This is a genomic window from uncultured Thiodictyon sp., assembly GCF_903946935.1.
GTDB lineage: Bacteria > Pseudomonadota > Gammaproteobacteria > Chromatiales > Chromatiaceae > Thiodictyon.
Map to the genome: position 1 here is coordinate 1 of NZ_CAJAXH010000268.1, position 13563 is coordinate 13563.

The window sequence follows — 13563 nt, forward strand, 5'->3', positions numbered from 1 at the left end:
CGCTGTGACCGATGCGGGCAGATAGGACACCGCCGAGGCCATCGCCAGGCCGATGCCGAGATTGCGTAGTCCAGCGAGGGTGCGACGGCCAAGGGTCTGGAGGGTGCCGGTGCGCGCAGGTGCCCGCGCAGAGGTGCGCTTAGGGGCGCGCGCAGAGGGTCGGGAGGGCGTCGGGCGTCGGGGCATACGGACAACAACTGGCGGGCGCGGTGCGCGAGGGCGTGTACTGTAGCAGACCCCACGCCTGCCGGCCCGTGGTACGGCGGATCAGCCGTTGTCGCCTGGTCACAAACTGCTCGGGTAGGCGCGGGGGCGGCTCACTCTTGACGTCAGTCGCGAGTCCGATATCCACGCCCTACCCCGCCCCCGCCCCGCCCGTCCCCGTGGGCACCATCAGCAGGCGCGCGGGCGCAACGCCGAAGGCACGCGCCAGATCCAACAGCCGCTCCAACGAGGGACACCGCTCCCCCCGTTCGATCGCAGAGATGGAGCTCTGGCGCAGGCCAGCTTTCTGTCCGCACGTTCCCGCACGGACCGTTTTCGTTCATGCTACGCAGATGAACGAGACCAACATTGCGGTGTTGAACGGTGCCCGGCTAAAACGGGCACGCAAAGCGGCCGGCTTGAACCAGACTGAGCTGGCCAACCGTTGCGGGGTGGTCCAATCCCACATCAGCGGCATGGAACGTGGCGTGCGAGCGCCGTCGATCGAGATGCTCGACATTTTGAGGCACGAGCTGGGTGTCAGCGCCCATTGGCTGATGGGCGGCGAAAGCGACGAAACGCTGGCGAACACGGAGATCAGCCGTGAACACATCCTGGCGGATCGGAAGACGTCGGTCGGTCTTGCGAGCCTGGCCGGCGACGAGTTTCTTTGCGAACGCCTGAACATCCGCTCTATTGAGTGGCGGGCTCTGAAATCGTTGCAGCCGCCGAACGGGCTAACGAGAGAGGGGTATTTGGCCTTGTTGCTGCTATTGCGCGGCCACCAGGCCACGTGAAACTGACGTGAAACCGTACCGACACAATCAGGCGGTTGCTGGCATGTAGAGACGCGCTCGGGCTGGGGGCGACGGCGCTATACATTGATTTTTATGTACTTTTTCTCTACGCGCTGTCTTCGGGAGGCAGAAGTCGCAGGTTCGAATCCTGTCACCCCGACCATCTTCATTTGTCAAATAAGCCGGTTACGACCGGCTTTTTTGTGCCCGTCTGATTGTGTGAAACTCCAGTGCTACACCGCGTACCCTAGGTCCCAGGCCTCGTCGATAAAGACGGTCTTGGTCATCGTTCCGGCCAGCGGCCATCTCTTGGAGTCCAAGGCTTCAGTCTTGGTCGTCAAGCCAAGGCTGAACCTTGGACTCCGGCCCGGGAGTGGCCGGAACGACGATCAAGGCCAGCAATTGTGCCGGATGCCGCAACCCGGACAGGCGGCCGCGCGGGTGGCCAACGCGTGGAAGGATCGGCGCAAAGGCTGACTCGCCTCCCGCCGGTCGTTGTGCCCACCCAGATGACCCAGCCGCCTGGGCCGCACGACGCACCCACCGGATCAGTGAGCCGCCGCCACCTCGCCGTCGGTCAGGAAGGCCCGCACCTCCCGGATGAAGCGCTCCGGCCACTCGATCATCGGCATGTGACCGCAGTCATCCAGCAGCACGGTGCGGCAGTCCGCCAGACGCGCGGCCAGGGCCGCGACCCCGGCGGCGGGCATGACGAGGTCGCTATCGCCACTGAGCAGGAGGACGGGGGCAGCGATCTTGGCGAGCGCCGCGGCAAAGGCGGGGTTGGCCGCGTCGATCATGATCTCCAGGGAGGAGAGTGGGTCCGTGCTCAAGAACTCATGCACCCCCTCGCTGACCACCGCCTGGTCCGCCGGCAGTTGCCGCAGGAAGGCCCCGGCGAAGGCCCGACTGGTCGCCGGCTCGCCGCTCATCCAGTCGAGCGCGGGCTGCCAGGGCCCCGGCCAGGGCCGCATCATGGCAACCCAGGGCCGCACCCAAGGCAGGCCCAGGTTCAGGCAGGCATGGGTCTGGGTGAGGGCGAACCGCTCCAGGTCACTGCCCGCAACCCCCATGCTGCTCAACACCAGCCGCCGCACCCGCTCGGGCCAGCGGGCGGCGATGACGACCGCCACGGCCGCCCCATAGGAGTGTCCGACCAGGTCGAACCGATCAAGCCCCGCTTGGTCCGCGAAGTCGATGACCAAGCGCGCCAGGCCCTGCATCGTGAGTGGATCCGCGCCGGGCGGGGTCGCGCCGTGACCGGGCAGGTCGATGGCATAGACGTTGCGGATATCGGCCAGGGCGTTCAGGGTGTTCTGCCAGTGACTGGAGGCGCCGCGCCAGCCGTGGATCAGGATGAGTGGGATGCCGCTCCCGGTCTGGCGGTAGGCCAGTGGACCGGTGGGCAGCGTGAGGTGTTGCAGTGGGGTGAGTTGCATGGGAATCCGGTGTGGTGTGAGTGGGTCTGGCGCCGGGCGAGCCGACGGGGATCGCTCAAAAGGTGACGCTGAGTTTGGCACCGACGGCAAAGGCGTCGGGGATGGTGCCGGTCCCGGCGGGCCTGACGATGTACTGGAGGTCCGGCTGGAAGTTGATACCATGGCCCAGGACGAATTGATGATTCAGCTCGATCGCCGCCTCATAGGCCCTGGTGGGCTGCCCGGCGGCCCGCAGCCCTTGATTATACGAATGGCCGTACCAGCCGGTCGTCAGCCCCAGTCCGGTACGATCGAGCGGTCGCGCATTGAACAGACCCAGGTAGACCAGACCGACATTATAATAGCCGGACATCGGATTGACCCTATCCGTCAGGCTGAACACCAGGGCGCCGAAGGCCGAGAGGCCCTGGGGGCTGCCGGGCGACTTGCGATAAAGCATCTGATCGGCCAGCAGCCAGATCATGCCGTCGCCGCGCACCGTGGCGTCGTTCGCCCCGCTGGGATGCAGATTCTGGAAGCGGCCAGTCAGATAAAAGCCGCCGATCTTATAGACGCCCGGCAGGGCCTGGAGCGAATCGCGGTTGACATGATAATGGACCTCGCCGGCCAGGGTCGCGCCGTTGTTGCCCATCCCCCAGGAGACGCCGTGCGGATTGTGGCTCGGACTGGCCGGGTTACCCTGCTTGAACTCGGGGTCCCCGTCATAGATCGCGGCCTGGATGGTCCAGACCCGGGCGGGCGTATCGTAACGCACCCGCGCACCCCAGGTGGCGAGCGGATAGGCGGTAAAGGTAAAGGGGTTCTGGAGGAAGACCGGCTTGGGGCTGCCGCAGAATGAATTATTGACGAACTGGCAATACAGGTCGGAGCGCAGGAAGTCGTCATTGGCCACCAGCCGACCATAGGCCAGGTCCAGCCGGTCATTCAGGAGTTTGGTGGTGAATTGCACGTTGGCCAATTTGACATTCTGTCCGCCATAGAGTTCCTGGACGGTGAAGGTATTGCCGCCAAAGGCCGGGGCAATGAAGCGCGATGACACACTGTCGCCATCGCGCTTCGATCCCTTCACCAACAGGGTGGTGTTGGGAATGCCCAGGAGCCGTTGGAGGTCGAAGTTGAAATCGAGCGCGATGTTGTCGGCATAGGTCCCGCCGCGCACCTCGCCGCCGGAGACATTGCCGAACGACTCGGTGGTGTAATTCAGGTTGAAGGAGAACCCCTGCTGCTGCCAGCGGTCACGCACCCCGTTCCAACTCCCGGTGAGGAAGTCGCTGGTCGGGAACGCGGTCGCGGCCGCCCCGGCCGTCGCCGCAAGAGGCGCCGCACCGAGTCCGGCGGCAAACAGGGACACGGCGAGGCGGACAAGGGGGCGGTGAGTCATCGATCGCTCCTGACGGGCAGGTCTGGACAGGGTTAGCGGGCGGGCGGGGGGCGCCGCCCGACCCCAGGGGCCTGTCGGCACGCTGTACCAGCATGACCCCAGGCCAGCATTTGTTCAACCTCCGATGGTCGGGAGCCGGTCCCTGGCCATCGCCCGCGCAATGGCCAGGCGATGATGGATTGACTGCGGTTGCACAACGGAAAAAGCCAATACTGGTCTTGGGCCGCCGGGGCTTTCCCTTTATCCTGTTATCCTGCGTCACATCGGCGCAGCGCCCCGCTCCCCGCCAGCCCTCGGACCCACGACGCCATGCCCGACCCGCACCCCTTCGCCATCGCCCCGGACGCCCGCATCCTGCTGGTGCGGCTCTCGGCCATCGGCGATGTCGTCTTCGCCTCGCCGCTGGTGGCGGCGCTGCGCCGCGCCTGCCCGCAGGCCCATATCGCCTGGCTGGTCCAGCCCGAGTGCCGCGCCCTGCTGGACCAGCACCCGGACCTGGACGAGGTGATCGTCTGCCCGATGACCCACTGGCGGCGACTGTGGCAGCAGCGGCACTTCGGCGAACTCATCCGCGGCCTGCGGGCGCTGCGCGGCGTACTGCACGAGCAGCGCTTCGATGTGGCCATCGACCTACAGGGGCTGGCCAAGAGCGGCATTCTCACCCGGCTGTCGGGGGCGCCCGCGCGCATCGGGCTGGGCTCCCGGGAGGGCAGCGCCTGGCTGATGACCCGCACCGTCCCGCGCGGCGGGGACCCGCGGCGCATCGGCTCCGAGTATCTGTATCTGGCGCAGCAGTTGGGGCTACCGACCGAGCGCTTCGAGATGGTCGTCCACTATGATGGGGTGGCCGCGCGCACCGCCGACGAGACCCTGGTCCGGGAGGGGCTTACCAGCGGCTATGCGGTCCTCTGCCCCTTCACCACCCGCCCCCAAAAGCACTGGTTTGAGGAGCGCTGGGCGGACCTGGCCATCCGGCTGCGCCGCGATCTGGGGCTGACGCCGGTCCTGCTCGGCGGCCCGGGCGACCGCGAGGCGGCCGACCGCATCGGCGACAGCGCGGCCGCAGTGGCGGACGCGACCCGGCGCCCGCTGGTCAACTTGGTCGGCCAGACCAGTCTCACCGAGGCCGCCGCACTGATCGACCGCGCCGCCCTGCTGGTCGCAGTGGACACCGGCCTGGGGCACATGGGCATCGCCGCCGGCACCCCGTCGCTGTTGCTCTTCGGCTCCACCTGCCCTTACGTGGAGACGACCCGGGTCAATGCCCGGGTGCTCTACCATCGCCTGCCCTGCTCGCCCTGTCGGCGCCGCCCGACCTGCCGGGGGAGCTTCGGGTGTATGCGCGAACTCACCGTCGGCGAGGTCCTGGCCGCCGCCCGCCAAGTCATCGGGCAGGCGCCGTGATGGCCCGGCAGCGTCCACGATGAAGGTCCTGCATGTGGAGGGCGGCCGGCACCTCTATGGCGGTGCCTTCCAGGTCCTGCACCTGTTGCGCGGACTGCACGCCCGCGGTCACCAGAACCTGCTCGCCTGCCCCCGCGGCTGCGACCTAGCCGACGCGGCGGCGCCGGTCGCACAAGTCCACGGGCTGCCCATGCATGGCGACGGGGACCTGCTGCTGATCCCGCGCCTGGCCCGGCTGATCCGCGCCACCCGCCCGGACTTGGTCCATCTGCATAGCCGTATCGGGGCGGACCTGATGGGCGGCATCGCGGCACGCGCGAGCGGGGTGCCGGTCATTCATACCCGCCGGGTGGACAACCCGGAGTCACCCTGGGTGGTCGGGCTCAAATATCGGCTACACGACCGGGTGATCGCCATCTCCGAGGGGATCGGCCGGGTCCTGTTGAGCGAGGGTCTGCCCCCGGCGAAGCTGCGGGTGGTGCGCAGCGCGGTGGACTGGCAGCGCTATGACCGGCCGTGCGACCGGGCGGCGGTGGCGGCGCGGCTCGGGGTGCCGGCGCAGGGCCTGTGGCTGGCGGTGGTCGCGCAGTTGATCGAGCGCAAGGGCCATCGGTTTCTGCTGCGCGCCCTGCCCCCGCTGGCCGCGGCCCACCCGGGGTTGCGCGTCTTCTTTTTCGGCCAGGGTCCCAAGGCCGCGGACCTGGCGCGCGAGGCGCATGCACTCGGGCTCGCCGGACAGGTGACCCTGGCGGGTTTTAGGGACGACCTAGCCGACATCCTGCCGTGCCTGGATGTGCTGGTCCACCCGGCGCTGATGGAGGGGCTCGGCGTCTCACTGCTCCAGGCGGCGAGCGCCGGGGTGCCGATCCTCGCCAGCCGCGTCGGCGGCATCCCGGAGGCGGTGCGCGACGGGGAAAACGGCGTCCTGGTCCCGCCCGGTGACAGCGACGCCTTGGGCGCGGCACTCGGCGCACTGCTGGCCGACCCGGCGCGGCGGCGCGCCCTGGGCGCCGGGGGGCGCGCACTGATGGTGTGCGAGTTCTCCATCGACGCCATGGTCGAGGGCAATCTGGCGGTCTATCAAGAACTGGCCGCGACGGGTTAGCCGCGACATAGCATTTCTCACGCCAAGACGCCAAGACGCCAATATTTTTCAGTGCGTTATCGGCGCCAGGCGATTCGGCCTTGATCATCGTTGCGGCCCCCCGCAATTCTGGGCGGCCGCACTGGCTGAGAGATTGCCGTCCGTGGCCTGGATTCCGGCGTCCCGGCCGGAATGACGATCAAGGCCGGCGCGTCACCGGAAGGGCGATCCGGTGCCTTCACCTACCCTCTTGTATTTCTTGGCGCGCTTGGCGCCTTGGCGTGAGCGATTAGCGGATTTCGGTTTAGGGATCGGTGCTTAGATAGCGGCCCGGCCGCGACTCACCGCCACGCCCTTGGGCCGATGCTTGAAGCGCACCTTCCACAAGAAACCGAGCAGGTCGTCGCCCAATGAGATCGCCTTGCGCGGCAAGGCCAAGGGGTCGAAGACACTGGTCGCCAGGGCACGCTGACAGGTGACCCCGGTTGAGTAACCGGCCGCGGCAGCGGCCTCGACCACTGCCAGGTCATGGCTGCCGTAGGGATAGCAGAGGTGGCGGATCGGCTCGCCCAGCAGGTCTTCCAGTACGCGGCGGCTATCCGTCAACTCGGCCGCCAGCGCCGCGGCCGCAAGCCCGGCCAGCGGGCAATGGCTCATGGCGTGCGAACCGATCTGGATGCCGGCCTGGCGAATCTCGCGCAGCCGCCCCGCGCCCATGAGCGGCGCCGCGGGCAGGCCATCGGCCGGCAGCCAGGCGGCCGCGCGGCCAACCAATCCGGCCACCACATAGACCGTGGCCGGGAAGCCGTGACGCTGCAACTGCGGGAGTGCGACCTCATAGAAGTTGTCGTACCCGTCGTCGAAGGTGATCGCCACCGCGCGCGGCGGCACCGGCCGTTCACCGGTCACACAAGCCAGGACCTCGTCCATCGCGAGCACGCTACACCCCAGCCGTTTGAGCAGGGCCATCTGGGCGGCAAAGCGACGCTGGTTGCAATAGACCGCCCGATGGCTCCTGACCCGGCGGAAGTCGCCGACCTGGTGATACATCAAAATCGAGATCCCGTTCATTCCGGAGAGAAAAGCTGTCCGCAAATGAAGGCGAATGAACGCAAATAAGACAACGCAATCGCAGCGTCACTCAATTGCCGTACCCCCTTCGCCCATCGTCTATTTTCTTCATTTGCGTTTATTCGCGTTCATTTGCGGACGTATCATCTTCTTGTCTTTTCCGAGCATCTGTCGATAGACCGCGGCGGTCCCCGCGGTCATCGTCTCCAAGGAGAACTGACGCAGATAGCGCGCCCGCCCCTGGGCCCCCAGTTGAGCGCGCAGCCCGGGGTCGGCGGCCAGGCGCCGCATGGCCGCGGCGAGCGCGGGCGCGTCCTCGGCCGGGACCAGGAGCCCGGTCTCGCCGTCCGCCACCACCTCCGGGATGCCGCCGACGCGCGCGGCCACCACCGGCAGACCGGCCGCCGCCGCCTCCGCCAGGGTCAGCGACAGTGCCTCGCGACGCGAGGGCGCCAGCACCATCTCCAGTTCGCGCATGCACTGGGGCGCGTCCTCGCGAAAGCCTAGAAAATGAACGCGCTGCGCGACCCCGCGCGCCGCGGCCCGCTCACGCATCGCCCGCCCCCAAGGGGTCGAGTCGTCTCCGATCAGGACCAGATGGATCGGTTCCGGGCAGTCGGCCAGTGCATCGATGGCCAGATCGTGCCCCTTGGCACGCACCAGTCGCGCCACGATACCGCACAGCACGGCCCCCGCAGGCAGGGTCAGCGCCGCACGCAGGACTGGCCGCAACGCGACCAGCAGCGGATCGGCCACGCCGTGGTGGACGACCGTCACGCGCGCTGGGTCATAGCCCTCCCCCACCAGAAAGTCGGCCACCGCCCGGCTCACCGCGATGATCCGCTGCGCGCGCCCGAAGTGCTTGCCCGCATTGGTCGAGTGTGCCGTGGCCACCGCCGGGACCCCCGCCAGCCGCCCGCCGATCCCGGCATAGAAGGCCCCGCGGGTGAGATGACCGTGGATGAGATCGGCGCCAAAATGCCGGGCGATCCACGCCAGTTTGACCATCGACCAGGCGTCGAAAAAGCCGTGCATCGGCAAGTGGTAGCAAGCAAAACCGGCCGCCCGAAAGCGCTCCGCCAACCAGGAATCCGCCGGCCCCGCGAAGGCGACCTCATGGCCGCACGCCGCCAGGCCCCGCGCCAATTCAGACAGGTGCATCTCCGCCCCCCCATAGGAGTGGCTGTGCAACACGAACAGGATTCTCATGCGGCCGCGACCTCGGGGCTCGGCGATGCGAAGAAAGGCAGTTCGTCCGCAAATGAACGCAAATGACCGCCAATAATTAATAAATCGAGGGCAGGCGGTCAGTTCATCGCGCGAACAATGGCGGGCATGAGGCCAAGCATCTAATCCTATTTGCGTTCATTTTCGGACAATGATTCTAAGACCAATTCTGCCGGTGAGATGAGCGTATTGAATTGTTCGGACCAGACCGCCACCGTGCCGTAATCGCCCACCGCCACCCCCGCCGGGATGGCGTAACCCTGGGCGCCGCTGAATGATTTGAGCGGCCCCAGGTCGATGAACATGGTCTCCTCCACCCGGGTGTCCGCATCGACACCGCGTTGTGGCACCAGATAGAGGTGATACTTGGGCCCGGGTCCGACCGCAAAATCCTCACCCAGTTCGACCCGATCGTCATAAAGGGTGAGCGCCCCGCTGCCGTAATGGATACGGTCGGCGGGGTCGGCTTGGGTGAAGTGCCCGGTGGCCCGGATCGCCCCGGCGCGGCCGGCCGTGACCGCACCAGTGTCGGCCACCGACGCCGACCTGGAATGGACGGCGAGGTAGTACCCCGCCCCACTCCCCACGGCCGCACCGATCAATAGCCCGACCACCAGGTGCCAGCCGCGGGCGGGGTCCGTCGCCGGGCCCCGCGGCGCCAGCCGGCTCAATGCGCAGACCCCTTGAGTACACTCACCATCCCCTCGATGGTGTCCTTGGCGTCGCCGAAGACCAGCGAGGTGTTATCACGGTAGAACAGCAGGTTATCCACACCGGAATAGCCCGGACGCATGGAGCGCTTGAGGAAGAAGACCTGCCGCGCCTTGCCCGCCTCGAGGATCGGCATCCCATAGATGGGGCTCGACTTGTCCTCCTTGGCGGCGGGATTCACCACATCGTTGGCACCCACCACCAGGGCCACATCGGCGCCGGGGAACTCCGGATTGATCTCATCCATCTCCAGCACCCGGTCATAGGGGATATCGGCCTCGGCCAGCAGCACGTTCATGTGACCGGGCATCCGGCCAGCCACCGGGTGGATCGCAAACTTGACCTCCACCCCGCGCGCCTCCAGCAATTCCATCAATTCCTTCACCGAGTGCTGGGCCTGCGCCACGGCCATGCCATAGCCGGGGATGATGATGACCTTGTTGGCGTCCTCCATCCAATAGACTGCATCCTCCACCGAGGACGATTTCACCCCCTGCTGTGCGGCCTGGGCACCGGCGCTCGGGCTCGCATCATCGCCGGAGCCGAAGCCGCCGAACACCACATTGATGATGGAGCGGTTCATCGCTCGGCACATGATGTAGGACAGGATGGCACCGGAGAACCCGACCAGCGCGCCCACGATAATCAGCAGGTTGTTATGCAGGGTGAAGCCGGTGGCCGCCGCCGCCCAGCCCGAATAGCTGTTGAGCATGGAGATGACGACCGGCATGTCCGCCCCACCGATCGGGATGATCAGGGTCACGCCGATGACGAAGGCCAGCAGGGTCATGATAGCGAGCGCCCACACCGCACCGGTCATGGCAAAGTGTACGCCGAGTCCAATGGTCACGAGCCCAATGACGGCATTGAGTAGGTGTTGACCGGTAAACTTGACCGGCGCACCGCTCAACAACCCCTGGAGCTTGCCGAAGGCGATCACCGAGCCGGTACAGGTGATGGCACCGATGATGACACCGGCGGAGAGTTCACCCATCATCACTGCACCCGGGTCGGCAGTATTGATGAAGGTCCCGATGGCCACCAGCACCGCCGCCAGACCGACGAAGCTGTGCAGGGCCGCCACCAATTGCGGCATGGCGGTCATCTGGATGCGCAGGGCCAGGATGGTGCCGACCACCGCGCCGCCGGCCACCCCGGCGATGATGAATCCGTAGGAGCGGACCTCATGACCGAGCAGCGTGGCGGCCACCGCGATGACCATGCCGAGCATCCCATAGAGGTTGCCGCGGCGCGCGGAGGCGGGATGGGTCAGGCCCTTGAGCGCCAGGATGAATAGAATGGCAGAGACCAGATAGGCCACCGCCTGGGTATTGACAGAAAATTCCATTGGCATTCCTTCAGTAGTTAGACGTCGGATGGGCCTTGGTCATCGTCGCGGGCAGCGCGTGGGCGGCCCCGATCTTCGTTCCGGCCAGTCCACTGTATTGCGCGAATCCGCGACAGCCGAGCGGTGGCCTTCCCGGGCCAGGATTGCGGCGTCCCGGCCGGAATGACGATCAAGGCCGCGTGGGCGGCGTGCGTCGCGGCCGGGGGCCGCTCCTACCTGGGCTTCTTCTTGAACATGGAAAGCATCCGGTGGGTCACCAGAAAGCCGCCGAAGACATTGATGGAGGCGAGCAGCACAGCAAAGAAGCCGATCAGCTCGGCGCCGATGCCGGCCTGCTCGGAGCCGGCCACCAGCAGTGCGCCGACTACCACGATGCCGGAGATGGCATTGGTCAGGGCGACCAGTGGCGTATGCAATGAGGGGGTGACGCCCCAAATGACATAGTAGCCAATGAAACAGGCCAGAACGAAGACATAGAGCGCAAGCAGCGATTCAGACATGGCAGTGGTTTCCGTGGGGTGCGCCGGACGCACCGTGGGACAAAGGGTGTTGGCTGGAGGCGGTGCGCGGCGCGCCCTACCCCAGCATCGCCTGTGTGATGTCGTCCTTGCTGAGATCCTTGAGCACCGGCCCGGCCTCGCCCTTATCGACCATGATCTCGATCAGGTTCAACAGGTTCTTGGCATAGAAGGCGCTGGCATCGGCTGCCACCATCGAGGGGTAATTGGTGTGACCCACGATCGTCACCCCGTGACGTTCCACCACCTGATCGGCAACGGTCAGGGGGCAGTTACCGCCGCCGGCCGCCGCGAGATCCACAATCACCGAACCCGGACGCAGGCGCTGCACCACCGCCTCGGTCACCAGGACCGGGGCCGGCCGACAGGGGATCTGCGCGGTGGTGACGATCACATGGGCCTTGGCCAGTTGGTCGGCCAGGGCCGCCTGTTGGCGCGCCTTGGCCTCGTCGGACAGTTCCTTGGCATAGCCGCCGCTCCCCGCCCCGCTCTCCCCGAGGTCGAGATCGATCGACTTGGCACCGAGCGAAAGGATCTGCTCGCGGGTCTCCGGGCGCACGTCATAGGCAAACACCTCGGCCCCCAGCCGGCGGGCGGTGGCGATCGCCTGCAACCCGGCCACCCCGACCCCCAAGACCACCAGCCGCGCCGGCTTGGCCGAGCCGGCGGAGGTCATCATCATCGGGAAGAAGCGACCGTAGCGGGCGGCCGCCTCGATCACCGCCCGGTAACCGGCGATGTTGGCCTGCGAGGACAGCACGTCCATCGACTGGGCGCGCGAGGTCCGGGGCATGCGCTCCATGGCCAGCACCCGGATGCCCTTGGCGCGCATGGCCGCGGCCATCTCGTCCTCGCCGCAGCCCTCCAAGAGGCCGATATAGATGCCGCCCGGGCGCATGGCCGCCACGTCCGCCACGTCGGGGCGGCGTACCTTGAGCAGCAGGTCGGTATCGTAGGCCCCGGCCCGATCGACGAGCCGCGCCCCGGCCGCCTCATAGTCGGCATCCGGGTAACCGGCCCGCACCCCGGCGCCCCGCTCGACCAGCACCTCGAAGCCCTTGGTTACAAACTTTTTTATCACCTCGGGCGTGGACGCGACTCGCGCCTCACCCGCCCGCGTCTCCAGGGGAACCCCGATCTTCATACTGTTATTTTCCTGTCGGTGTGGGTGGCCCGCCAGCGGGGCGGCCGATTCCGATCATTATCATAGCGATGGTTCGATGCTGGCAACACTCAAGCGCGCCGCCATCGGCACTGCGCAAACCGGCCTTGGTCAGGGTTACGGCCACCCGCAAGCTCAGAGCGGCTCGCCCGCGGCGTCCAGATAACCGAACCGGCGCATGAGCGCGCCATGATCGGCGATAATGCGCAGCACCTGCGCCGCCCTGAGCTGCGCGCGCCAACCGCCGCTGCGCCCCTGACGAAAAAAGCGCGGGGCGAAGTGCGGGCGCTCACGAAAACCCCGCGCCGCCTCCTGGCGGCTCAACTCGCCAAACCGGCTGAAGTCGATGGCCTTTTGTACCCGCACCTGGTCATGCGGCAAGTGCAGAAAGCGCGCGGCGCGGGTGAAGGTCGACAGCGGGTCGGCCAACATATCCTCATAGCGAATCAGCGCCAGATTGAGCCCCGGGGCATCGACCCAACTGCGCACATGCGCGGACCAACTGAGCAGGCGCTGGCGGACATGCGCACCGCCCGCCGAGCGCCGGTGGTGCAGCGCCAGGGCCGGGTCGGCCAGCCGATCGATCGCCGCGTCGATACTACAGCTGAAAAAACTGGCAAATGAGCACGCCACGTCGAGCGGGTTGCGCAGGATATAGAGCGCGCCAAGCGTGGCCTCACGGCTCACCAGGGGTTCACCGTCGACCGTCAGGGTGTAGGCGTCATGAATCTTGTGATAGCCGATCGTCGCGTCCTCGCGCCCCACCCAGCGATAGACCGCGGGGCGCAAGCGCTCGGCCTCCGCCGGACTGAGATCGGCCGTGTCGAAGCCCAGCCGCTCGTCGAGCCAACCGCGGGCGCCGATCATCCCGGCGCCGCTCAATTCATCGATCGGCGCCGGCTGCTCCCCGTCCACCCGCAGGTTGGTGAGGAAAGCGCGGAACCAGGTATTACCGGACTTGGGATAGGACGCCAGCCAGTAGATGCCACCCATACGGAAAACCTCGGACGAAGCACACCTTAAATCCCGCTTGCGGCGGCTCATCCTAGCATGGGGCGGACCCGGCATGCTGGCCGGCACACGGCAAATCCGTTCTAGCCCGCCGTGGCTGGCCGTCCCCGCCGACGGCGGGAATTTTCGGTCATGCCCAGGTAGTCGAACACCAGGCGGACGTTGCGTGCCAGGCGCTGGATGGTGGCGGCGACGGTGTCGCGGGA

12 protein-coding genes and 2 pseudogenes are annotated in these 13563 nt (G+C 66.9%); 3 read left to right on the forward strand and 11 right to left on the reverse strand.

The window, feature by feature from the left end; all coding sequences use genetic code 11:
• Positions 1–186 (reverse strand): annotated as a pseudogene (locus tag QZX93_RS23660) (hypothetical protein); the annotation flags it as partial.
• 169 nt (positions 187–355) lie between these two features.
• Positions 356–508: pseudogene (locus QZX93_RS27510) on the reverse strand (helix-turn-helix transcriptional regulator); the annotation flags it as partial.
• Positions 509–557: 49 nt separating this feature from the next.
• On the opposite strand from QZX93_RS27510, the gene QZX93_RS23665 reads away from it, so the two are divergent.
• Positions 558–1001: a helix-turn-helix transcriptional regulator gene (locus QZX93_RS23665; protein WP_295389967.1), complete on the forward strand. Its 444-nt coding sequence runs from the start codon at positions 558–560 to the stop codon at positions 999–1001.
• Between the two features lie 548 nt (positions 1002–1549).
• Here the strand turns inward: QZX93_RS23665 and QZX93_RS23670 are convergent.
• Together QZX93_RS23670 and QZX93_RS23675 are read right to left on the reverse strand one after the other, a co-directional pair.
• Positions 1550–2440, reverse strand: coding sequence for an alpha/beta hydrolase (locus tag QZX93_RS23670; protein ID WP_295389969.1), 891 nt, complete (start codon positions 2438–2440; stop codon positions 1550–1552).
• A gap of 55 nt (positions 2441–2495) precedes the next feature.
• The gene (locus QZX93_RS23675; protein ID WP_295389971.1) at positions 2496–3821 is read right to left on the reverse strand and encodes a carbohydrate porin; all 1326 of its coding nucleotides are present in this window, start codon (positions 3819–3821) and stop codon (positions 2496–2498) included.
• 309 nt (positions 3822–4130) lie between these two features.
• On the opposite strand from QZX93_RS23675, the gene QZX93_RS23680 reads away from it, so the two are divergent.
• Both QZX93_RS23680 and QZX93_RS23685 read left to right on the forward strand, forming a co-directional pair.
• The gene (locus tag QZX93_RS23680; protein WP_295389972.1) at positions 4131–5225 is read left to right on the forward strand and encodes a glycosyltransferase family 9 protein; all 1095 of its coding nucleotides are present in this window, start codon (positions 4131–4133) and stop codon (positions 5223–5225) included.
• A 19-nt stretch (positions 5226–5244) separates the two neighbouring features.
• On the forward strand, positions 5245–6330 hold the full coding sequence (locus tag QZX93_RS23685) for a glycosyltransferase (protein ID WP_295389974.1): 1086 nt from the start codon (positions 5245–5247) through the stop codon (positions 6328–6330).
• A gap of 297 nt (positions 6331–6627) precedes the next feature.
• Here QZX93_RS23685 and QZX93_RS23690 read toward each other — a convergent pair whose 3' ends face one another.
• The 7 genes from QZX93_RS23690 to QZX93_RS23720 all read right to left on the reverse strand — a co-directional run bounded on the left by QZX93_RS23690 (position 6628) and on the right by QZX93_RS23720 (position 13339).
• Complete coding sequence (locus QZX93_RS23690; RefSeq protein ID WP_295393476.1) at positions 6628–7359, reverse strand: polysaccharide deacetylase family protein; 732 nt, start codon at positions 7357–7359, stop codon at positions 6628–6630.
• A 129-nt stretch (positions 7360–7488) separates the two neighbouring features.
• A complete protein-coding gene (locus QZX93_RS23695) occupies positions 7489–8589 on the reverse strand; it encodes a glycosyltransferase family 4 protein (protein WP_295393478.1) in 1101 nt (366 codons plus the stop codon).
• Between the two features lie 146 nt (positions 8590–8735).
• On the reverse strand, positions 8736–9278 hold the full coding sequence (locus tag QZX93_RS23700) for a DM13 domain-containing protein (protein ID WP_295393480.1): 543 nt from the start codon (positions 9276–9278) through the stop codon (positions 8736–8738).
• Complete coding sequence (locus QZX93_RS23705; protein ID WP_295393482.1) at positions 9275–10666, reverse strand: NAD(P)(+) transhydrogenase (Re/Si-specific) subunit beta; 1392 nt, start codon at positions 10664–10666, stop codon at positions 9275–9277. Before QZX93_RS23705 ends, QZX93_RS23700 begins: the two co-directional genes overlap by 4 nt.
• Positions 10667–10878: 212 nt before the next feature.
• Positions 10879–11166, reverse strand: a complete 288-nt coding sequence (locus QZX93_RS23710) for a proton-translocating transhydrogenase family protein (protein WP_295393484.1) — start codon at positions 11164–11166, stop codon at positions 10879–10881.
• A 76-nt stretch (positions 11167–11242) separates the two neighbouring features.
• The gene (locus QZX93_RS23715; protein WP_295393486.1) at positions 11243–12328 is read right to left on the reverse strand and encodes a Re/Si-specific NAD(P)(+) transhydrogenase subunit alpha; all 1086 of its coding nucleotides are present in this window, start codon (positions 12326–12328) and stop codon (positions 11243–11245) included.
• 153 nt (positions 12329–12481) lie between these two features.
• A complete protein-coding gene (locus QZX93_RS23720) occupies positions 12482–13339 on the reverse strand; it encodes a sulfotransferase domain-containing protein (protein WP_295393488.1) in 858 nt (285 codons plus the stop codon).
• Between the last annotated feature and the right edge of the window lie 224 nt (positions 13340–13563).